This window comes from Lacrimispora sp. 210928-DFI.3.58, from assembly GCF_020554865.1.
Lineage (GTDB): Bacteria > Bacillota > Clostridia > Lachnospirales > Lachnospiraceae > Enterocloster.
Window position 1 is genome coordinate 36,929 of record NZ_JAJCIC010000029.1, and the last position, 20,174, is coordinate 57,102.

At 54.4% G+C, this 20,174-nt stretch carries 17 protein-coding genes and 1 pseudogene; 4 read left to right on the forward strand and 14 right to left on the reverse strand.

Annotation, left to right across the window (positions count from 1 at the left end; all coding sequences use genetic code 11):
• Positions 1-301: 301 nt before the first annotated feature.
• Positions 302-1,138, reverse strand: coding sequence for a tyrosine-type recombinase/integrase (locus LIZ87_RS16385; protein WP_002573990.1), 837 nt, complete (start codon positions 1,136-1,138; stop codon positions 302-304).
• A 377-nt stretch (positions 1,139-1,515) separates the two neighbouring features.
• On the opposite strand from LIZ87_RS16385, the gene LIZ87_RS16390 reads away from it, so the two are divergent.
• The 4 genes from LIZ87_RS16390 to LIZ87_RS16405 all read left to right on the forward strand — a co-directional run bounded on the left by LIZ87_RS16390 (position 1,516) and on the right by LIZ87_RS16405 (position 4,254).
• A complete protein-coding gene (locus LIZ87_RS16390; protein WP_002566656.1) occupies positions 1,516-1,845 on the forward strand; it encodes a plasmid mobilization protein in 330 nt (109 codons plus the stop codon).
• Positions 1,806-3,158 (forward strand): relaxase/mobilization nuclease domain-containing protein, encoded by a 1,353-nt coding sequence (locus LIZ87_RS16395; RefSeq protein WP_069154499.1) that lies wholly within the window; start codon positions 1,806-1,808, stop codon positions 3,156-3,158. The genes LIZ87_RS16390 and LIZ87_RS16395 overlap by 40 nt, the downstream gene beginning before the upstream one ends.
• Entirely contained in the window at positions 3,155-3,526 is a 372-nt protein-coding gene (locus LIZ87_RS16400; protein WP_008689659.1) for a cysteine-rich VLP domain-containing protein, read from the forward strand. The genes LIZ87_RS16395 and LIZ87_RS16400 overlap by 4 nt, the downstream gene beginning before the upstream one ends.
• A gap of 221 nt (positions 3,527-3,747) precedes the next feature.
• Positions 3,748-4,254 (forward strand): GNAT family N-acetyltransferase, encoded by a 507-nt coding sequence (locus LIZ87_RS16405; RefSeq protein WP_004070792.1) that lies wholly within the window; start codon positions 3,748-3,750, stop codon positions 4,252-4,254.
• 52 nt (positions 4,255-4,306) lie between these two features.
• On the opposite strand, the gene LIZ87_RS16410 is transcribed toward LIZ87_RS16405, so the two are convergent.
• The 13 genes and pseudogenes from LIZ87_RS16410 to LIZ87_RS16470 all read right to left on the reverse strand — a co-directional run.
• Positions 4,307-4,507 (reverse strand): transposon-transfer assisting family protein, encoded by a 201-nt coding sequence (locus LIZ87_RS16410; protein ID WP_003509281.1) that lies wholly within the window; start codon positions 4,505-4,507, stop codon positions 4,307-4,309.
• Between the two features lie 3 nt (positions 4,508-4,510).
• A complete protein-coding gene (locus tag LIZ87_RS16415; protein WP_069154500.1) occupies positions 4,511-9,154 on the reverse strand; it encodes an LPD25 domain-containing protein in 4,644 nt (1,547 codons plus the stop codon).
• 114 nt (positions 9,155-9,268) lie between these two features.
• Positions 9,269-9,727, reverse strand: a complete 459-nt coding sequence (locus LIZ87_RS16420; protein WP_069154501.1) for a DUF523 domain-containing protein — start codon at positions 9,725-9,727, stop codon at positions 9,269-9,271.
• A gap of 46 nt (positions 9,728-9,773) precedes the next feature.
• Positions 9,774-10,376: an alpha/beta fold hydrolase gene (locus LIZ87_RS16425; RefSeq protein ID WP_069154502.1), complete on the reverse strand. Its 603-nt coding sequence runs from the start codon at positions 10,374-10,376 to the stop codon at positions 9,774-9,776.
• A 276-nt stretch (positions 10,377-10,652) separates the two neighbouring features.
• Entirely contained in the window at positions 10,653-12,743 is a 2,091-nt protein-coding gene (locus LIZ87_RS16430) for a DNA topoisomerase 3 (protein ID WP_069154503.1), read from the reverse strand.
• Between the two features lie 3 nt (positions 12,744-12,746).
• Positions 12,747-13,487 (reverse strand): DUF4366 domain-containing protein, encoded by a 741-nt coding sequence (locus LIZ87_RS16435; RefSeq protein WP_227148468.1) that lies wholly within the window; start codon positions 13,485-13,487, stop codon positions 12,747-12,749.
• Positions 13,477-13,728 carry a DUF4315 family protein gene (locus LIZ87_RS16440; RefSeq protein ID WP_069154505.1) on the reverse strand — a complete coding sequence of 84 codons (252 nt, stop codon included), beginning with the start codon at positions 13,726-13,728 and terminating at the stop codon, positions 13,477-13,479. Before LIZ87_RS16440 ends, LIZ87_RS16435 begins: the two co-directional genes overlap by 11 nt.
• A gap of 21 nt (positions 13,729-13,749) precedes the next feature.
• A complete protein-coding gene (locus LIZ87_RS16445; protein WP_227148470.1) occupies positions 13,750-15,708 on the reverse strand; it encodes a C40 family peptidase in 1,959 nt (652 codons plus the stop codon).
• Positions 15,709-15,729: 21 nt separating this feature from the next.
• Positions 15,730-18,129 carry a VirB4-like conjugal transfer ATPase, CD1110 family gene (locus tag LIZ87_RS16450; RefSeq protein ID WP_227148471.1) on the reverse strand — a complete coding sequence of 800 codons (2,400 nt, stop codon included), beginning with the start codon at positions 18,127-18,129 and terminating at the stop codon, positions 15,730-15,732.
• On the reverse strand, positions 18,038-18,475 hold the full coding sequence (locus LIZ87_RS16455; protein ID WP_076939157.1) for a PrgI family protein: 438 nt from the start codon (positions 18,473-18,475) through the stop codon (positions 18,038-18,040). The genes LIZ87_RS16450 and LIZ87_RS16455 overlap by 92 nt, the downstream gene beginning before the upstream one ends.
• A gap of 5 nt (positions 18,476-18,480) precedes the next feature.
• Complete coding sequence (locus LIZ87_RS16460) at positions 18,481-19,056, reverse strand: MT-A70 family methyltransferase (protein WP_227148474.1); 576 nt, start codon at positions 19,054-19,056, stop codon at positions 18,481-18,483.
• 21 nt (positions 19,057-19,077) lie between these two features.
• A complete protein-coding gene (locus LIZ87_RS16465; protein WP_002574003.1) occupies positions 19,078-19,941 on the reverse strand; it encodes a VirB6/TrbL-like conjugal transfer protein, CD1112 family in 864 nt (287 codons plus the stop codon).
• A gap of 108 nt (positions 19,942-20,049) precedes the next feature.
• Positions 20,050-20,133 (reverse strand): annotated as a pseudogene (locus LIZ87_RS16470) (Maff2 family mobile element protein); the annotation flags it as partial.
• Positions 20,134-20,174 lie beyond the last annotated feature (41 nt).

The following is a 20,174-nucleotide window of genomic DNA, read 5'->3' on the forward strand; positions in this document are numbered from 1 at the left end:
TAACCACAAACTTTCCTTTTCTGAACGATTCAATTACCGCAGAATAATGATTCTGGGGTAATCGTTACTGCTTCTAGGAAGAAAATTATTATTTTAATCAACTAAGGGCGTTCTGACAGGCATAAAAAGCAGACCTGCGCACATATTTCGCGGTGCAGGTCTATTTTTCGTATTTATTTTGCTGTTCTATATGTAATAAATGGTTGAAAATCTGCTCTGATACACTTATAATAGAGCTAATCAGTTCTACTTGTAACTGAGCAAGGGGGCCATGGAACCACAGAATCATTATTCCGTGGTGCTATGAGATCAGATGCATCCGCTGTAAGGTTCGCTCATGTTCCCGTGTGCCCATAGCTACATAGATACGCGTGGTGTCCACGGAGGCGTGTCCTAAAATATCCGCAAGATATGCCAGATTCTTTTTGATGGCATAATAGCATTTTGCAAACAAGTGCCGCAAATTGTGGGGAAAGACCTTTTCAGGATTTACCCGCGCCGCCCGGCACAGCTTTTTCATATCATGACAGATATTGCTTCGATCTAAGGGCTTTCCGGTACGGGTGCAGAACAGATACCCCGTTCGGATGCCTTTTTCTTTGGCATAGGCGTTCAATTTCCGGCACAGCTCTTTTGTCAAGAGAATGGTGCGGATTTTGCCTTTCATGCGGATTTCCGCTTTTCCTTTGTGCAATGCCTCCACAGTCAGAAAGGAAAGCTCACTGACCCGGATTCCGGTGGTGCAAATGGCAAGCATCACATGATACAGGCGGCTGTCCTTTTTCCTTTTGGCAGCGTCTAACAAGCGGTGGTATTCCGCTTCGGTCAAATCTCGGCTGTCATCCACAAATACCGTATGCTGGATTTTCAAAAACCTCACCTTGCAGGCCGCCAGCCCCAGGTAGTCCAGATAGGAATGAATGGCGGACAGCTTGGCATTTACGGTGCGGGCATGGTGGCTCTGTTGCAGTTGCTCTCGATATTCCAGCACCTTTGCTTTTGTAGGTTCTTCCCCCTGTAAAAATGAAAGAAACCAAACCAACTCACGAACATACTTTTGTATGGTTGCGTGAGATTTTTCATGTTCGGTCAAGTAGATGCGGTACTCCCGCAAGATTTCATTGTAATTTTGTTTCATCGTGTTTTACCTCTTCTAAATTGATAGTATGAAAGTAGTATGACAGAATCTTTTATACCGTATTCTCTGCAAAGGTAAAACAAAAGAACGGGTAAGTTTAACGATGTGCTGTAGACACGGACCGTCAAGCGAACGCGTCAAACGGATTCGGCATTTGTTTATCATTTGTTGTATGGAGGCCAAGGGCCTCTTATTTTTTTGCAAATTTTTCTTTCCAAAGCGCTATTTTGCGGGTAGTTTGATGGCTTCTCAGAGTATTAGGAGTGGAGGAAAAGAAAAACAGCAAGCATAGGGAGTGTAGCCACACTCCCGGCAAACGGCTTCCCGTTTGTATCTTGGGGAAGTCCCCAAACCCCTGAATGAATGGAGGTGAGAAAGTGGCAAACCGAAAACGGAAGTTTGTGCTGCGCGTCCCAGTGACGCCGGAGGAACGGGCGCTGATCCAGCAGAAGATGGCCCAGCTTGGCACAAAAAACTTTTCTGCCTACGCCCGGAAAATGCTGATCGACGGCTATATCGTCCATATCGACACCGGCCCCGTCCGGGCGCAGACCGCAGAGCTGCAAAAGATCGGCGTCAACATCAACCAGATTGCAAGGCGTATCAACAGTACCGGGACTGTGTACGCGCAGGACTTGGAGGACATCAAGGGGGCGCTGGCACAGATATGGCAGTTACAAAGATCCATCCTATCAAGTCAACGCTGAAAAAGGCGCTGGACTACATCGAGAACCCGGACAAGACCGATGAAAAGCTGTTCGTTTCTTCCTATGGCTGTTCCTATGAAACGGCGGATATTGAATTTCAAATGCTATTAGATCAGGCGTACCAAAAGGGCAATAATCTGGCCCACCACCTGATACAAGCCTTTGAACCGGGGGAAACCACGGCGGAGCAGGCCCACGAGATCGGGCGGCAGCTTGCCGATGAAGTGCTGCAAGGCAAGTACCCCTATGTAATTACCACCCACATTGACAAGGGCCATCTGCATAACCACATCATTTTCTGCGCCGTGGATATGGCGAACCAGCGCAAGTACATTTCCAACCGCCAGACCTACGCCTTTATCCGGCGCACCAGCGACCGGCTGTGCAAGGAACACGGCCTGTCTGTGGTAAAGCCCGGCAAAGACAAGGGCAAGACCTACGCCGAGTGGGACGCACAGAAAAAGGGTAAGAGCTGGAAAGCAAAACTGAAACTTGCTATCGACGCGGCCATTCCGCAGGCCAAAGACTTTGACGGCTTTTTGCGGCTCATGGAGGCGCAGGGCTATGAAGTCAAACAGGGCAAGTTTATTTCATTCCGCGCGCTGGCAGACGGCCTCCGTCCCGGACAGGAACGCTTTACCCGCTGTAAGACCTTGGGGGAGGATTACACCGAGGAACGGATCACCCAGCGGATCAAGGGCATTGCCATTGACCGGGGGCCGCGCAGAAGAAGCGCCGGGGAAATCACCCTGCGGATCGCCTTGGAGGACAGTATCAAGGCCCAGCAGTCGGCGGGCTATGCGCGGTGGGCGAAGCTGCACAACTTGAAGCAGGCCGCCAATTCCTTAAACTTCATCACGGAACACCAGATCGACAGCTACGAGGGCTTGGAAAGCAGGCTGGCCGAGATCAGCGCGGCAAATGACGCGGCGGCCTCCGCCCTGAAAGACGCAGAACGCCGCCTTGGGGATATGGCGCTGCTGATAAAAAACCTCTCCGCCTACAAGCAGCTCCGGCCTGTGGCGCTGGAACTGCGAAATGCCAAAGACAAGGCCGCGTTCCGGCGGCAGCATGAAAGCCAACTGATTTTGTATGAGGCGGCGGCAAAGGCGCTCAAAGAGGCCGGGATCACAAAGCTCCCCAACCTGTACGCCCTCAAAACCGAGTATAAAAAGCTGGACGCAGAACGGGAACGGCTGTCCGCACAGTACAGCGAAGCGAAACAGAAATTGAAAGAATACGGCATTGTCAAACAAAATGTAGACAGCATTTTGCGGACAGCGCCGGGAAAGGAGCATACGCAGGAACGATGAACATACCGAGAATGAGTTATCCCCAATACCGCAAGGCCCGCAGGCTCACCCATGAGTGCTGCAACTACTGTAACGGAAACTGCCTCCTGCTGGACGATGGGGAGGAATGTGTCTGTGTGCAGAGTATTTCCTATTCGCTGCTGTGCCGGTGGTTCAAGGTGGCCGTCCTGCCGCTGGACGCGGCCCTGTGCGCCGAGATCACCAAAGGTCGGGACGAGATCAAACGCTGCGCCGTCTGCGGGGCGGCGTTTACGCCCAACTCCAACCGGGCCAAATACTGCCCGGATTGCGCGGTGCAGGTACGCCGGAAGAAAGAGGCGGAGCGCCAACGAAAAAGATACCTCCTGTCTACGCATTTAGGGCGGTAAAAGTCCACGGAAATCAAGGTTTTTTCCGCATGGTCGGCAGGCAGGTGGATAAAGTTATCCAGTTCCCCTCAAAACGGGGTTCTAAATGCGGGAAAATGGACAAAAAAGAAGCGCCGGGACAAAGACAGCTTTTTAGGTCTTTGTCCCGGCTGAATGATTTTGGTATGGACACTGATTTTGTGCAATGCTATAATTGAGTAAATTTGAATTGAGGTGTACTTATGCTTTATTATAGAACTCTGGAATTAAACCAAATAGAAGATTTTTGGAAGTTATTAAACACTTTGGACGCTGAAACAGATTATATGATGTATGAACCAAATGAGAGAACCCAGACCACAAATGTTCAAGAACTAAAAAATGATATTGAAAATAATGTGATTTGTGGAAGTGATTTTTTACAAGTGGCAATGGAAAATCAAAAAATGGTTGGCTATATTCGGGCAGAACGGGGAAAGTTTAATCGGATTCTTCATACAGCATATATTGTAGTAGGCATTTTGAAAGATTATAGAGGTAAAGGAATCGGTACATCTTTTTTTGAAATGCTGAATTGTTGGGCAAAGGAAAATGGAATTAAGAGACTGGAACTTACTGTTGAATGTTGCAATGAAACAGCAAGACACTTGTATGAAAAAAGTGGTTTTAAGATTGAGGGAACAAGGGAGAAATCCATGTTCGTCAACGGCTCCTTTGTTGATGAATTTTATATGGCAAAAATTTTGTGAAAAAGAAATGCCGGACGCAGAGGCTTTGACACCTCCGCGCCCGGCATTTTGCTTATTCGTCTGTGAAGTGGAACCGCTGCGCCGCAAAGTCGGCGTCGCTCATGGCGTCCAGCTTATCGGCGGTCTGGCAGGCCAGCGCCGCCATTTCCTTGTCCATGTCCGGCAAAGCTGCCCGGAGATTTGCCGCCGTCCTGCGGCGGTCAGCATTGTGGTACAGACAGATCAGGTTTTCTTCTTCCACGGTGAAATACATTCCTCATACCTCCATTTCTTTTGATTTTTCCCGCGCCGGGGGCTTCTTTTTCTGTTCCTCCTTGGCGGCGGCAAGCTGCGCCCGGATGGACGGTTTCTTTTGTTTCTGCGTCGTCTTTCGGGTCTGCTTGGGCTTTTTGGCCTCCGCCTTGGCTGCCTCGGCCACATCCAAAAGGGAAATCTGTTCCCCGGCTTTTGTCCTTGCTTCCAGTTCCTCCATAGATGGGGCGTTGTTCATCATGCCGTCGATCATGTTGTAATTCTGTTCGGTGGACATTTCCGCCGTCTTGATATGGCTTTCCTGCTGGGAGGGGATGGCAAAGGCCCTTGTGCCGTTTGCCATAATGAGATACCTGCCGTCCTCCGACTGGTGGTGGAATCCATACCCGGCGGCCTCCATCTGTTCCCGGCTCCTGTCGGTCAGATAGAAACGGCCCCTTGGCGTCTGGATTTGTTCGCTGGTCATGCACTCGTCCGGCGTGAGCTGCTTTTCCGGCTGGGCGAAGAACTCCGGCACCTGCCGGTAGTCGGCTCCCTCGTCCACATAATAGGCGGTCTGTTTCCCATCCTGCCGGAACACCACAATATCCCCCGTAGAGAGGGAATGTCCCTTGTAATCGGAGGGACGTTCTATGTTGAAGCGGCGGTAAATCTCGTCCAGTGTGGTGTCTTTGTCCAGCGGTGCGGTGTAGACAAGCTGGTAATTCTTCCTGTCCACCGAAAGCCCATCCGCCTGCAAGTCCTCATAGGAACGGTAGCGGAAGTCGCGCCCCTCCGGGCCGGGCGGCACTTGGTAGATGGAAAAGTTGGGCTGCGCCGGTGCTTCATAATCAGAGGCAACATATTCCTCCACCGTCAGCCCGGCAGCGGCGGCCTCCTGTTCCAGCTCTGCCTCGATCTGTTTTTTGTAGTCCTGCAAGCTCTGGTCGAAGTCGGCAAGCTGCGGCGGCTCCGGCAAGTGGTACTGGCCCTGATTGAGAAGTGGGCGGCACTCCTTTACATAGTCTAAAACCGCGTTGAAATAAGCGGTCTGTTCCGGCGTCAGGGTTTCCCCGGATCGCAGGGGACGCCGGGCCTCCTGCTCCATAGCGGCCAGATTGCAATGCAGTTCCATATACGGGATGAACTCATGCAGCAGCATATCCCGCTGGGCCTTGTCCGCCTCCCATGCCTCCGGCCCCTCATGGTGCAGCACATGGTTTTTCCAGCTTTCATCCTGTGCGTAGTATTCGTGATAGCCCCGGATATGCTGGATCAGGGAACCGTCCCCGTCGCCAAAGTCCTGCCGCCCCTCGTAGCTGTCCGGCTGGCCCTGCATGGTAAAGTCAATGCGGAACTTGGTCTTGTCGTACCAATGGCCCGTATAGCCCGGCTGCTTCCGGTCATGGCGTCTGGCGCTGTCCAGCTCCTTGAAAACGGCCTCGGCTTCATGCAGCGGCATTTGCTGGCCGTCTTTCAGATGGGGGCTTTCACTCCAAAGGATCGTGACAACCGGCTCCGCTGCCGGATTCTGCGCGATCTGCCGCTGGGCGTTGGCAACGGCAATCTCACTTTCGATCTCGCTTTTCACAAAGGAATCCATCTGGCCCTTTTGCAGCTCGTAGCCCTGTTCACACAGACGGTTGATAAGCCCGATCACCTTGTCGTTATCGTCCACGGCCTCGGCATAGGCCACGATCAACTGCCGTTCCTCGCTGCCCAAACGCGGGGCGTTTTTCTCCGCCAGCTCGATCAGGGCGGCGGCTCGGTCAACCGGGGACGCCTCCGGCATGAACGGCTTTCCATTCAAAAGGCCGTCGATCCCGTTCCATGCCTGCGGCTGGGGAATGGCGTTGGTCTGTTCAGCAGCTTCCAGAAAATCATCCAGCCTGTCGCCGGTCAGGGGTTCCATTGTCCCAGCCGGTAACTCATGGATAGCAAGGATTTCCTTTCCGGCTTCCGCAAGGGACAGGCTGGAATTGTCAAGCTGGCCTCCGTCCAGTTCCTTGTAGTCGGGGCCATACAGTGTGTAATCATAGCCGGTTTCCGATGTCTGGATATACAGGTAATCGCCGCTTTCCAGACGGTAGGCGGCCTCCTGCGGGGCTTCTGCCTGTTCCAGCGTTCCATCCCCGGCAATGGTAAAGCCCTGCGCCTGCGCCGCCTCCTTGGTTCCCTGCGACACTTCGCCGGTGGATTTCAAATCCGCTTCAATCAGGGTTTGCAGCATAGCTTTTACGCTGTCGGTCATTTCCTGCTGTTGCTCCGGGGACAGCTTGGAAAATACGCTGTCCGGGTCTGGCTGCTCGGCGGCCTGCTGTTCCTGCTGGGCCTGCCGTTCTTTCTGAAGCTGGGCAAGGTGGCCGTCAATGGTGGTAATCAGTTCATGGGCGGTGGCCCGGATGGTTTCAAGGGAGGCTTTCAGCTCTTTCAAGTCCTTGCCGGAACTCCAACCGGCCACATAGCCAAAGGAATAATCGGAGGTATCCAGCCCGTAGTGCTGGCAGACGGCATAGGCCACGCTTTCGGCCTGTACCTCGCGGGTGCGGCTGTCGGGGCGGTCGGCCTGCTCTATGGCCGGGGCTTCCGGGTCGATGGCGTGGAGCTTGGAATGGGCGATCTCGTGGATGGCCGTCTTTAGGGTCTGTAATTCGCTCATGCCCTCCTGAATGGCGATTCGCTTTTCCGTCAGGTGGTAGTAGCCGTGGGAACCGCCCGGAATGTCCTCAAAACCAATGGGAACCGGGGATGTCTGTTCCAGCGCCTTGAAAAACTCCCCGTAGCGTTCCACGCTGCCGGTCAGTTCTTCCACGCCGATAGAGGGCAGCGGTTCCCCCTCGGTCTGGCTCACATCAAAGACGGAAACGATCTTAAAGGCCGGAACCTGTATTTCCTGTACTTCGGTAACAGGCTTTCCGTCCTTTCCCATCACCGGCCTGCCCTGTGCGTCCAGCTTTTGCACTTCCTTTTTCGCCTTGAACGGGGCCGGGGCCAGTATCTTGATGGCCTTTTCGCCTTTCTTTACATTGCGGTGAAAATCGTCCCGCCACTTGTTGTAGCCCGCCACAAGCTGTCCGCCCTGCATGGCGATCAGGAGGGTGTTGTTGAAGCTGTAACTGTGGAACTTGGACATGGTGGTGAGATAGGCTTTGTAGCGTTCACTCTCGAAAAGCTCCTGTATGCCGGTTTCCAGCCGGTCGGTGATCTCTTTCATGCGCTCGGCGCTGTTCTGGCCGTTTAAGAGAATGGGGGTGACAGGCTGCGGGGCCTTTGTAGGCGCTGCCGCCTCCGGCTGCACCTTGCTTTCCTCCCGCAGAATTTCCGGTGCGGGATAGGCCATCACCCGGTATTGTTCCGGCACTGGCTGGCCCTCATGGACGCGCTGCCATTCGTCGCTGGTTCGCAGGATATAGCCGTAATCGGTAAAGGTTCCCTGTTCCTCGTTGGCGATAAAGTTCCCCAGCCGTTCCGTGTCAATGGCCGGTTTCCACGGGTCGGGGACGACAAACAGCCCGGAATCATTCAGATAATATTCCCCCAGACTGCGGTTGTCCTTGGCATTGATTAAGACAAAACAATCGGTGTTTTCGGCGTAGTCCAAAAGCTGCCCGATGGTCTGCATTTTTGCCGGGGACTGCATGGCGGCGTTCAGCTCCGCCAGTTCCACGGCGTCCAGCTTTTGAAGCTGGGCGGCAAGGAAGTTCAGTTCGTCCACGCTGGCGGCTTTTATCAAAACCTCTGGCAGTTCCAGCGGTTTTCCCTCCGGGGCGGAAAAGCCGCCAATGAACAAGTCCTGCTGGTTGTCGGCAGTGATGTGGATTTCCTTTAGGGCTTCCTGTACCTGTTCGGCGGTAGTCGGCAGGGAAAGCCAGTACCCATGCGGCCCGCCGGTCTGCGCTTCGGCGCGGTTATCAAGAAAAATGGAAAATACTTCGTTCACGGGTTCCCTCCTTTCCGGGGTGGTTGTGGTCTGCTGCGGCTGCGCGGTTTCTTCCTGCGCGGGAAGCTCTGCGGCTTTTGCCGGTTCCTCTCCCTCGATGGTGTAGCCGGGGAGCAGGCAGCCGTTGACCTTGAAATAGTCGGCGTATTCCTTGGGGATGGCCGGGGAAATTTCGGTAAAGTAATGTTCGTGGGCTTTGATCCGGCCATTCAGGTACTTGTCCAGTTCTTCCCGGCTGGCAAAGACTTTCCGATCCTGTCCGGCGATCTTGGCCTGCCGGTAGCTGCCCGGCGCGTTAGTACGGAGGCTCCAGCGGAGTGTCCACGAGTAGGGGACGGATTTTTGGGCGGCGCTGTCATACCGGGTATTCTCGGAAATGGAATAATCCATCTGGTAAACCATGTTGCTGCGGATATGGCGGTATTCGTCCGGGGCCTCCCACTGGTTTGCAGTGTGGGTGACGGGAAGCGTCCGGGCATATTCAAGGGCTTTGTCCAGAAACAGGGTTCTTCCGGCCTGTTCCTCCCATGCGGCGGCCTGTTCTTTCAGGCGGTCAAACACTTCCTGTTCTGCGGCGGCGCTTTCCGCCCGCAGGGAAAGAAGCTCCGCAAGGGGCAGCTTTACCGCTTCGGAAAGATCGGCCTTGCCGCTTTCAAAGTAAATCTGGCGCTCGATCCGCATAGTGCTGGCCGGTTCTAAATCGTCATGGTCGTAGGAGCTGTAAGACATTTGGGGTTCACATCCTTTCTGAAAAATGGCATAAGAAAAGCAGGAAACCTTTGAAAGATTCCCTGCTGGGTGGGCCGATAATAAGCGGCTGATATTCAATTTTGAAAGTTTAGGTTAGATTGATTGAAGCTGGGGACAGTCTAACAAATTAAAGTTTTCTACTTCTTCAACATCAATAACTTTGATTCCTCGTTCTTTTAATGCCTTTGCAAATAATCCCATTCCAGAAATCAACTTTCCGGTAAAGCTACCATCATATATTTGGTTTACTCCGCAGGTAGGACTTCTGGATTGTAGTATAGCTAACTCAATATCTTCATGTTGAATTTGGGATAATGCCATTGATACTGCTCGTTTATATTCCAAATCAACATCATTTCCATTTTCGTCTGTTACTACACCATTCACAATCTCTGCACAAGGTCTGGGAGTAGCCATACCTGCTAATTGCTCTGGACAAATGCAAATAATTTCTTTATCTTTTAAGTAGTTGATAACTGCCAGATTTTTGTTGTTTTTTCCATTGTATTTACAATCCACTCCCATAATACAAGCACTAACTAATATTTTCACACTTATCACCTCAAACGGATATTATCGTTGGCTTTATTGTACTATTTTACATATTAAGTATGGCAGCAATAGCTTCTGGCGCATCTTTGTTAATTTCATGGCCTGCGCCGGGGACGATTTGCAAAGTCGCTTTGGGAAGTATCTCATTTAACTTTTTCGATGCTTTTAGATTAGCACTATCTTTTTCACCGCACAAAATATTGACGGGGCAAAGAATCCCACTTAATTGTGCAGTAAAATCCAATGCCCGCATAGAGTGAGCCAATTTTATGGTGTTGCTTTTTGATAGTCCCATACTTTCAAATGCCTTGTTTGGCATACAACGGAAGATAAGATTTTGAAAATCTATCAACAAACTTGGAACTTTATATTGTGTGCCAATCAAAACCAGAGAAGCTACTTTATCTCCATGCCGAATAGCAAAATCAATCGCAAGAAGCGCTCCCAACGAAAGACCACAGATACGAAGCGGTTCTTTTGCGTTAGAATATCGCCGTTCTAAATCCCCCAAAATCTGGGGATATGATATTTCATTCTCCATTGAAGAAAAAAGTTCTGGACACTCAACATTAGAAGATGAAAGCTGGCAAACTACTTCTTTCCAGTCCTGTGCTGTTTGTCCTAATCCGTGTAAAAGAATTGTTTTCATTTTTTGCCCGATCCTTTCCTATGACAGAATAAATAATCTGCCCCAAAACATACAAGCGGAAATCGCCGCAACAAACCATTGCGGCGTCGCTCTTTAACGCATAATCATGTTTCTTTGATTATACCAGCGCAAGCAGATTTTTGAAACATAATAATTGTAAACATGGAGAGAAAAAGGGGGTTGGGGCTTCCCCAAAGAGAAAATCCCCGGCCCGGCAGGTGCGCCGGGTCAGGGATTTTGCCGGGAGTGTGGCTACACTCCCTATGCTTGCTGTCTTTAGTTTTTGCCCCTCTGTTCCACGCGGTAGTTCACATACTTGCCGCCGGTATCGGCCAAAAGCACCGTCCCGTCATAGGTCTTGCCGGTTTTTAAGGAGCGTAGGCCCTTTACCTTTGCCTTTCCGTCTTTAAGGAGTGCGGCGGCGATCTTCGGGGTAAACGCCTTGCCCCGTTCCTCAAAAAATCGGTCATTCTTCCACATGACAAACTGGCAGCTTCGGTTTCCGCAGTAGTAGTTCTTTTTGCCCTCGTAGACGCTTTCCCCGCAGCGCGGACATTTGCCGATAAGCACACGCTCGGCTTGAAACAACTTCTGCGCGTCCTCGCTGATCTGGGAGTAGTTTGCGATCAGGCCCCTTGTCATTTCTGCAATTCCAGCCATAAAGCCCTCCGGGTCGGCCTGCCCCTTGGCAATGGCCGTCAGCTCCGTTTCCCACTGTGCCGTAAGCTGGGGAGAGGTCAGCACCTCCGGCAACACACAGGCAAGGTTGTGGCCGTCCTTGGTGGGAAATAGCTGTTTTCCCCTGCGCTCCACAAAGCCCATCTGTACCAGCTTTTCTAAGATGGAGGCGCGGGTTGCCGGGGTTCCCAAACCTTGGCGCTCGGCGTCCTCCGGCATATCCTCGGCCCCGGCACGTTCCATAGCGGACAGCAGCGTATCTTCGGTATAGGGCTTGGGCGGCGTAGTGAAATGCTCGGTGATGCTGGCCTCCACCGGGTCAAAGGTCTGGCCCTCGGTGATCTCCGGCAGCTCCCTTGCCAGCTCCGGCGCGTCCTCGTCGGCGTCGGTCTTGAACGACGCCTTGAAGCGGCGCTCAATCTCTTTCCAGCCGGGGGTGAGAATGGTTTTGCCCTTGGCGGTGAACTCGTTCCCGGCGCAGGTGAATGTGGCGGTGACAGCCTCATACACATGGGGCGCGGCCACAGCACACAGCAGCTTGCAGCACACAAGGGACAGCAGTTTCTTTTCGCCCTCGGTCAGCCCGTCAAAGCCTTTCTGCACAAACTCCATCGTGGGGATAATGGCGTGGTGATCGGACACCTTTTTGCTGTTCAGCACCCGGCCAAACTGCGGGGCAATGTCCAGCCCTGCCGCAAAGGAAAGCAGCGGCCACAGGCCGGACACAATGCTTTCCGCTGTGGGCTGCATATCGTCGGTAAGGTACTGGCTGTCGGTGCGGGGATAGGTCAGCAGCTTCTTTTCATAGAGCTGTTGGGCATAGTCAAGGGTCTGCTTGGCGGTAAATCCAAACAGGCGGTTGGCCTCCCGCTGCAAGGTGGTGAGATCGTAAAGGCGGGGCGGCTGCTCCGTCTTTTTCTCACGCTTCACCGATACACAAACGGCCTGCGCTCCTGCACAGGCCGTCTTGGTGGCGTCGGCGTCGTCGGGGTTCAGAAAGCGGTCGCTTGCCGCCTCCATGCCGCCCGCCGCGATATGGACAACGTGGTATTTCTCTTTCTTAAAATTGCTGATCTTGGCCTCCCGGTCAACCAGCATATTGAGGGTAGGCGTCTGGACACGGCCCACGGTCAGGGTCTTGTGATAGAGGATGGAGAAAAGCCGGGTGGCGTTGATCCCCACCAGCCAATCGGCCTGCGCCCGGCACAGGGCCGATTGATACAGGTTGTCGTAGTCGGCCCCCGGTTTCAGGTGGGCAAAGCCCTCGCGGATCGCCGCGTCCTCCATGCTGGAAATCCAAAGGCGCTTGAACGGCTTTTTGCAGCCCGCCATCTGATAGACGAAACGGAAAATCAATTCGCCCTCGCGCCCGGCGTCGGTGGCGCACACAAGGCCCGTCACGTCGGGGCGCTCCATCAGAGAGCGCAGCACGGCAAACTGTCCTTTCTTCTCGGCGGGGATGATGTACTGCCACTCCTGCGGCAAAATCGGCAGGTCGTCATAGCGCCACTTCTTGAAACGCTCGTCATAGGCTCCGGCGTCGGCAAGGGAAACAAGGTGGCCGATACACCAGCTCACCAGATAGCCGTTTCCCTCCATGTAGCCGTCCCGTTTCTGATCCGCACCGATCACGCCCGCAATGCTGCGGGCGACGCTCGGTTTCTCTGCAATTACCAACTGAATACTCATTCCTTATTCCTCCTTATCCTGCGCGGGTTCCTCGTCCTCCGGGGCTGGTTCGTCCTCGTCGTCCTCGTCCTCGCCAAAATCGTATTCGTCCAGCTCGTCGCCGCCCTTGGTGTCGGCCTTGGGCTTCTTAAATTTCAAGAAGTAGAGGGCCGCGCCGCCGCCGATCAAGGCCACCACAAGGAACACCACAAGGCCGCCCATGCCGGTGCTTTTCGCTTCATCTTCCTGCGGCTGCTCGGTTTCCTCCGGCTCCTGCGGCTCCGGCTCCGGGCCGGTACACTCGGTCATATTGGTTTTACATACCGGGCAATTCGTGTTGACGGCTCCTGCCGCGCACTTGGTCGTACAGGTACAGGTTTCCGGGGCGGCTTTGCCGTCCTCCAACAGTGCTTGCAGGTCGGCGTCGTCCACTTGGTTGAGGAAGTGAACGGCGGTTTCCTTGTCCTCGTTGGCGCGGTCGATCAAGATATAAAAGTAGTTGCCCGCCTTGGTGGTAACGGTGATAAGCTGCGTATCCCCGTAAAAATCATCCACCAGTGTTGCGTTGCCCTCCGGGGTGACAGGTACGCCCTCCGGCTCCATGCCGCCGGTGGTAGGTTCTTCCTCCTGCGGTGCCTCGGTGGTTTCCGGCAAAGGCTCCGGGTTGGGGTCAGTGCCACCGGCAAAAGCGGTGGTGGAAAAGGCCGTCAGGCAAAGCACGGCGGCCAGCGTCACGGTAAACGTGCGAATGATCTTATTCTTCATCGGCATTGTCCTCCTGTTCAAAATCCGGCTGCGGGGCCGGGGCGCTCTGCAAAGCGCCGCCGCGCAGGAACGCCGCAAATTCCTCCGGCTTCATGTTCAGGCTGCGCACAAGCTGGATGATCTGCAAATTCTCCTGCTCGGTCTTTGCCGCTTCCAGCTCACGAAGCTGCTTTTGCAGCTCCGCGATCTTGGCCTTGGTTTTCTCAATGTCCTTTTCAATACGGTCAAGTTTGTTTGCCATCGTCAAAACTCCTTTCTGGCGTCACGGCAGACGCCCGTAACAATAGAAATGCTGCTGCCAATAACTCGAATTGAGGTTGGTGTAAGAAATAGGGTCGCCACAGTGCAACATCACGGAATTGCCCACATAAATACCGACGTGGGAAACGCCGGGGGTGTCGTAAGTGCCGACGAAAAATACAAGGTCGCCGGGCTTGGCCTGCTCCGGGGAAACAGGGGTACAGATATTGCAAAGGCCCTGTGCGCCCAGCCGTCCCACGTCCCATCCGCTGTGATTGATTACCCAGCTCACAAAGCCGCTGCAATCAAAGCTGGTGCTGGGAGAGCTGCCGCCCCACACATAAGGATAACCCACATACTTTTCCGCCTCGGCCATCATTGCGGCAAAGGTGGCGTCCTCCAAAGCCTCCGGGGGAATGTCGTAATAGGTCGGCTCCTTGACGGTGGAAGCGTTGGGATAGGTGCCGTTTGGGAACAGGTCAGGCCGGTTGCCCAGCGTGTGCATATACACCGCATACAGGCTCATTTGTTCCTCGCCCATGATGTAAACAGGCAGATGGGACATATCGAAGTTTTCCAGCTTCACGTTGCAGATGTAGTAGGTGTAGGGAACTTGCACGGTGTAGGTGTTGCCCTCGCTGTCCGTCCGGGTTTCGGTGCGGTATCGGGTTTCGGTTTCAATGGTTTGTGTCAGGGTGTATTGCTTCTCAAAGAGCATGGCAAGGTCGCCTTGCACGTCGCCCAGCGTATAGATGCCCTCATGCAGCGCCGACAGGATGGAAGTCAGCACATAGGGGTCATGGCCGATCTCGTCCAGATCGAAACGGTATTCGTCATAGCCGGGGTGCAGGCTTTCGTAGTGGTCGATCTCGTACTGCAAATCGGCCTCCATGTCCGCATAGGCGGCTTCGGCCCCCAGCATATCGCTGTCCTCGGACAGATAGGACGTGGCCGCCACGCCGGTTCCGGCGCTGCCGAACATGGCCGTACAGGATTGCAGGCCGCCCATAATCAGCATGAGCATAAGGCCCACGCCGCCGATCAGCAGCACACCTTTCCAGTGCCGAGCCACAAAGGACGCGGCCTGTTTGCTTTTCTCGGCGGCTTTCTTGGCGGCTGTGGCGGTGGTTTTGGTGGCGCTGGCTGCGCCCTGTGCCGTCTGGCCCGCCGCCCGTGCTGCCTTGGCATAGTCCCGCTTGATTTTCTGTTTCTGCCAGAACCGGGCCACCGGGTTTTTCACCGCCTGCGCCATTTCCGGGTTGTCCCGCAAGGATTTCTGGTAGATGTACTCCGCATTGGCGGCAATGGCCTTTTTCTCGGCCTTGGCTGCGGCCCGGTAGGGTTTGAGCTTATGACGCCGGATGCCGCTGCGGATGGCTTTTCCCGCTTGGCGCTCGGCAAGTTCTTCTCCCTTATGGCCGCCCTCGACGCCCACATTCTCATGCTCAACCTCATGGATTTTTCCATGCAGATACAGGCCCGCTTCCTCCATCGGACGGCTGGCCGGGTTGGGTTTGAGCTTGGGGGCCGGTTTCTCCACCTTGTCAAAATGCAGCTTGGTTTTGGCCTTGCCCTTGGCCTCGTCATAGACGGTTTCCGTGGTGACGACGCGCTTTTTCGGCAGGGCTTCTTTGGCTGCGTCCAGCTTATCCGCCCGCTTTTCCGCCTTGTGGACGTACTTGGAAAGGGCGGGATCGGCCCGTTCCTCGGCGGTAAATTGCAGGCGGGACGCGGGGCCGGTGGCCTGCGCCGCCGTATTCGCGCCATCCTTGGCGGCCCGCTTCGCCTTGCTGCGCTCCCGGATGTCCCCGGCACGTTCCAGCACCTTTTCAGCGGTGCCGCCCGGCTCGGCTGCGGAATAGTCCTGTTCGGCCTCCCGGCTGGAAATGTTGATGCTCTCGCCGGTGGTCTGGTTATCCAGCGTCAGGCCGTCGCGGGTCATGTGCTGCGTCACCTTGTCACGGGGTTTCAACTGCTTCATAGGGCGTCACCTCCTTGCCTGTCATACTGTTTCGCCCTCACCTAACCGGGTCGTCATAATCTTGTAGAGCTGGCTGCGCTGCGGGATGGGGTTGCGGAACGGCAGGATCACATTTTCATAGATCAAAAGCCCCTCGCCGGGTTCGGAATTGTCCACATACCGTAATTGCTGCGGGGAAATGTTCAATCGCTCCGCAAGGATACGCCGGTCGCCGGACGCCTGATTGAGCAGGCAAATGAAGTCGCTGTTTTCCAGAATGTTTTCGATCTCCGGGGAAGAAAGCAGGTCTTTGACGTTCTGGGTCGCCCCGGTCGGGATGCCGCCCCATTTTCTGAACCGCTTCCAAATCTCGCAGGAGAAAGCTGCCGTCTGTTCCTCTCGCAAAAGCAAATGGAACTCGTCGCAGAAGTACCACGTCGCCTTGCCTTGGCTGCGGTTTTGGGTCACACGGCCCCAAATCTGGTCTTGGACAATGAGCATCCCCAGCTTTTTGAGTTGTTTTCCCAGCTCTTTAATATCAAAGGCCACAATGCGGTTCTCGATGTTGACATTGGTACGGTGGTTAAAGACGTTCAGGCTGCCGTTTACATACAGGTCAAGGGCCTGCGCCACACGGTCAGCCTCCGGGATATGCTGGTCTAACAGGGCTTTATGCAGGTCGGAAAGGATCGGCATATTCTCCGGGCGGGGGTCTGCCAGATAAGGCCGGTAGATCACCTGCACGGCCCGGTCAATGACCGTCTTTTCAATGGCTTCCAGCCCGTTCTTGCCGCCCATGACAAGCTCACAGAACGACAGCACGAAATCACTTTTCAAGGCCAGCGGATTTTCGTCCTCGCTGTAATTCAGGTTGATGTCCAGCGGGTTCACATAGGATTTGCTGGTAGGCGACAGTTTCACCACTTGGCCGTGGAGCCGCTTCACAAGGGGATAATATTCCGCCTCTGGATCGCAGATATATACATCGTCCGGGGTACAAAGGAACACACTGACGATCTCGGATTTACAGCTCATGGACTTGCCAGAACCGGGAGTACCCAGCTTCAAGCCGTTGGGACACCGCGCCCGTTTTCTGTCCAGCATAATCATGTTGCCGGTCTTGGCATTGACGCCGTAATACATGGCGTCGCCGCCCATGAAAAGCTCCTGTGTCACGAAAGGCACGAACACGGCCACGCTGGAAGTCGTCAAGGAACGCTCGATCTTGATGTGGTTGGCCCCCAGCGGCAGGCTGCTCATAAGACCCTGTTCCTGCTGGTAGTCCAGACGGACAAGGGAACAGTTGTATTTCTGCGCCACGCCTGCGGCCCAAAATACATCGTTCTCCAACTTCTGCCGGGTATCAGCGGTGTTCATCACCAGAAAGGTGATCTGGAACATTCGTTCATTCCGGCTTTGCAGGGTTTTCAAAAGCTCCTTGGCGTCCTGTCCGTAGGTGGCAAGGTCGCTGGGCAGGATGTCCATGTCGTAGCCGCTGCGGACAGCTCGTTTCTGTTCCTGTATCTTCATGGCGTCAAGGTCGGTGATCTTGCGCTTAACCGTCTTGATTGCCTCGCTCTGGTCGATGGCCTGCACATGGAGATTGACGACAATGCCGTTTTCCGTGTTGAGGAAGTCGGCCAGCATTTCGTCCGACAGCTCCGGGGACAGGATGTTTAAGAAGCTCACGGCCCCATACTTGCCGCCCAGCCCGAACATCCGGGAATTGCCGAAACGGAACGAGGACGGGGCAATAAAATCTTTGGTGGAGAGGCCGGACGGGGCCAGCCATTTCCATTCAAATTGAAACGGCTCGGCGTCGGGGTGAAGTACCCCATGCAGCACTTCCAGACGTTCCTTGGCGTCCAGCACATGAGCCACGGCCCCCATCGTCTTGAAATAGCCCAGCAGGTCGGTTTCAATGCGGGTCAGACGGGCGCGGGCCATTTTCAGGTTGTCGGCCTCAATGGTGAATGTCAGGAACTTTCGCTTGGTGAGGCCGTTGTTGCCCCGCACAAGCTGGTCTTGCAGGATGCCGGAATACTCCGCCCGGATGTCGTCGAAGTCGTCCCCCTGCGCCTTGATCTCAAAGCTCTTAGCGTACTGCTCGGGGTCGGTCTTGCGGTTGACAAAGGAAAGCTGGACGTGGATAGAGGCGTCCAGATAGTTGTAGAGATCGCACAGGTTTTCAAAAATAGCCGTCTTGGTGTCGGCCTGTGCAAGCTGATAGCTGATGTCGGCAAACTCGATGCACTTGCTGAACGTGTTGGCCGTCACCTTACAAATCCCGTCCGGGTACATGGCCTGATACGGGATGCTGGCCTGTGCGGAATGGGCTTTGCCGTCGCCCTTATACTTGCGGATGATGGCCTGTATTTCCCGCTTTTCGGCGCGGGTGAGCTTTACAGGCGGCTCGTTTCTTTGCTTTTCGGACAATCGCATTTACCTCCTTTTCCATTTGGTGCTGCCGCATAAGGGCAGTATAGGCGTTGTCGGTTTGGTAGGGCCTTTCCTTGGGCTGGATAAAGCAGCACTGGACGATCTGCCATACCACCACTTCAAGGGGCTGGCCGTGGCGCTCATACAGGGCCAGCAGGAAGCCCGGCAGCATGGCGAACACCATAATCAGGGCCGCCGCGCTGCCAGTCACCCGGCCCCGGAGCAAAAAATAAAGCGGGACGCCTACGAGAAGCGCACCGCCGAAGCAGATCAGTTGCCGTTTGGTAAGGCCAAACACAATCTTGGATTTTACACGGGTCAAATCCTTTGGCACGGTCACATAAGCCATTCAAATCACCTCGTTTCTGATACAGTTTCTTGTGGGGTCAGGGAAAGATCACTGTCCACCTCGTTTCCCCAAACGTCCCAGCCGGGCGCTTTCTGTCTGGCAAACAGCTCCACGCGGGGCAGGTCGCCCGCCAGCTCAATGATTTTGTCACGGGTCACGTCCGGCTTTTTGCTGTGTTCCTCCACAGGGGAAATAATAAACTGATGGACACCGGCGCTGCGGCGCTTGGGCTTGCCTCGTTTGGCAAGCAGGCAGATTTCCGCATTGCCTCTCGTCCAGTAGCCCAGCCCATAAAACCATGTGGGGCTTTTCTTGTTGAGCTTCAACCAGACAAAGGCCACCGTCTTGAACGTAAAGCCCCATGCCCGGATCAGGCGCAGGGCTTCCGGGAGCTGCGGGAATGTGGCCCACAAAAACAGCAGACAGTCCTTTTCCGCCAGTGTTTCCACCGGCAGGGCGCACAGCTCGTCAATGCTCATGGTGGGATAGTGATGTTCCGCCGCACCTGTTTTCTTGCACTCATACCGCCACGGCGGATCGGCGTAAATGATGTGGTATCGTTTCTTTTGTACTTCCTCGATGGTTGGTAGTCCTCCTGTCTGTTAATGTGCAGTAAAGACGGCTTTCGATATGCTGCCGGTCTTGAACAGACAGAAGCAGAGTAGAACCGTGTAGCCCATACAGCCCCAAATGGCCCCGGATATATCCGCTGCCTGTCCGATTTGCTGGATCAGCACCGCATAGATGCCGACAACCACCATAATCAAAAAGGCTTGGAAGCCCAGCGCCAACAGGGATTTCAAGTAGTTCTGGCCGACGCCGCGCCACTCCGCATTGCCCAGCGTGGCAAGGGGGATCGGCCCCAGCGCGGTCACGGCATAAATCTCAATCATTCTGCCGTAGGTCACAAGGAAAATACAGATGGAAAGAATGTTCATCGTCAGCCCCACAACAAGGGTCTGGAACCACAGGCCGAGCAGCGGCCCGATGTCCATAGCTTCCAGTTGTGCTTCAAGGTCGGGAATGAGGGTGTCAAAGTCAATGCTGGTTTCCCCGATAATCACCCCGGCGCTCTGGTTGACGACGGCTTGGGTGGCGTCGAAAACGCCCATGACGATATTCCATGTGTTCGTCACTATGAGAATGGCAAAAGCACTTTTGAAAATCCAGCGAAAAAACATGGACGTGTCAAAATCGTGCATATTGTTCTTTTCCACGATCATGTCTATCAGTTCATAGCACATGATAACGGCAAGGATCGCCGCTGCAATGGGGACGATCACCGTGTCCGACAGGGATTGCAGCATATTGAATATGCCGCTGTTCCACGCTTGCGGCGTCGTCCCCACATCCGAGGCGATTTCCCCGACTTTCGTATTGACCGTGCTGAACAGCCCGGACAGGTTGCCCATGATGCCGTCGATTAAAATGCCTTTGATCCAATCCCCTATGAGTTCGCCTATCATGTGGGTTCACCTCCTTTGCCGCGCCCTCCCGCATGGAACCGGGAGAGCGCGGCGGGGTTTCAGGATTTAACAGTTATGGTTGGGTTGGTTGGCGGACAGCCGGGCCGATCAGCCCAGCAGACCAGACAGCAGGGGAACCAGAGTGACGCCGATCAGGGCAACACCACCGCCCGCGACGAGCTGTTTTATCCCCAATTAGGTGTAAAACTCTGCTCGATGGCGGGCGGCGGCGT

Coding starts and splice junctions, on each gene's coding strand:
- LIZ87_RS16455 (WP_076939157.1), bottom strand. CDS start 18,475: ATGGCTTATGTGACCGTGCCAAAGGATTTGACCCGTGTAAAATCCAAG.
- LIZ87_RS16410 (WP_003509281.1), bottom strand. CDS start 4,507: ATGTATTTCACCGTGGAAGAAGAAAACCTGATCTGTCTGTACCACAAT.
- LIZ87_RS16400 (WP_008689659.1), top strand. CDS start 3,155: ATGAACATACCGAGAATGAGTTATCCCCAATACCGCAAGGCCCGCAGG.
- LIZ87_RS16425 (WP_069154502.1), bottom strand. CDS start 10,376: ATGAAAACAATTCTTTTACACGGATTAGGACAAACAGCACAGGACTGG.
- LIZ87_RS16450 (WP_227148471.1), bottom strand. CDS start 18,129: ATGCGATTGTCCGAAAAGCAAAGAAACGAGCCGCCTGTAAAGCTCACC.
- LIZ87_RS16445 (WP_227148470.1), bottom strand. CDS start 15,708: ATGAAGCAGTTGAAACCCCGTGACAAGGTGACGCAGCACATGACCCGC.
- LIZ87_RS16405 (WP_004070792.1), top strand. CDS start 3,748: ATGCTTTATTATAGAACTCTGGAATTAAACCAAATAGAAGATTTTTGG.
- LIZ87_RS16415 (WP_069154500.1), bottom strand. CDS start 9,154: ATGTCTTACAGCTCCTACGACCATGACGATTTAGAACCGGCCAGCACT.
- LIZ87_RS16465 (WP_002574003.1), bottom strand. CDS start 19,941: ATGATAGGCGAACTCATAGGGGATTGGATCAAAGGCATTTTAATCGAC.
- LIZ87_RS16435 (WP_227148468.1), bottom strand. CDS start 13,487: ATGAAGAATAAGATCATTCGCACGTTTACCGTGACGCTGGCCGCCGTG.
- LIZ87_RS16430 (WP_069154503.1), bottom strand. CDS start 12,743: ATGAGTATTCAGTTGGTAATTGCAGAGAAACCGAGCGTCGCCCGCAGC.
- LIZ87_RS16385 (WP_002573990.1), bottom strand. CDS start 1,138: ATGAAACAAAATTACAATGAAATCTTGCGGGAGTACCGCATCTACTTG.
- LIZ87_RS16395 (WP_069154499.1), top strand. CDS start 1,806: ATGGCAGTTACAAAGATCCATCCTATCAAGTCAACGCTGAAAAAGGCG.
- LIZ87_RS16440 (WP_069154505.1), bottom strand. CDS start 13,728: ATGGCAAACAAACTTGACCGTATTGAAAAGGACATTGAGAAAACCAAG.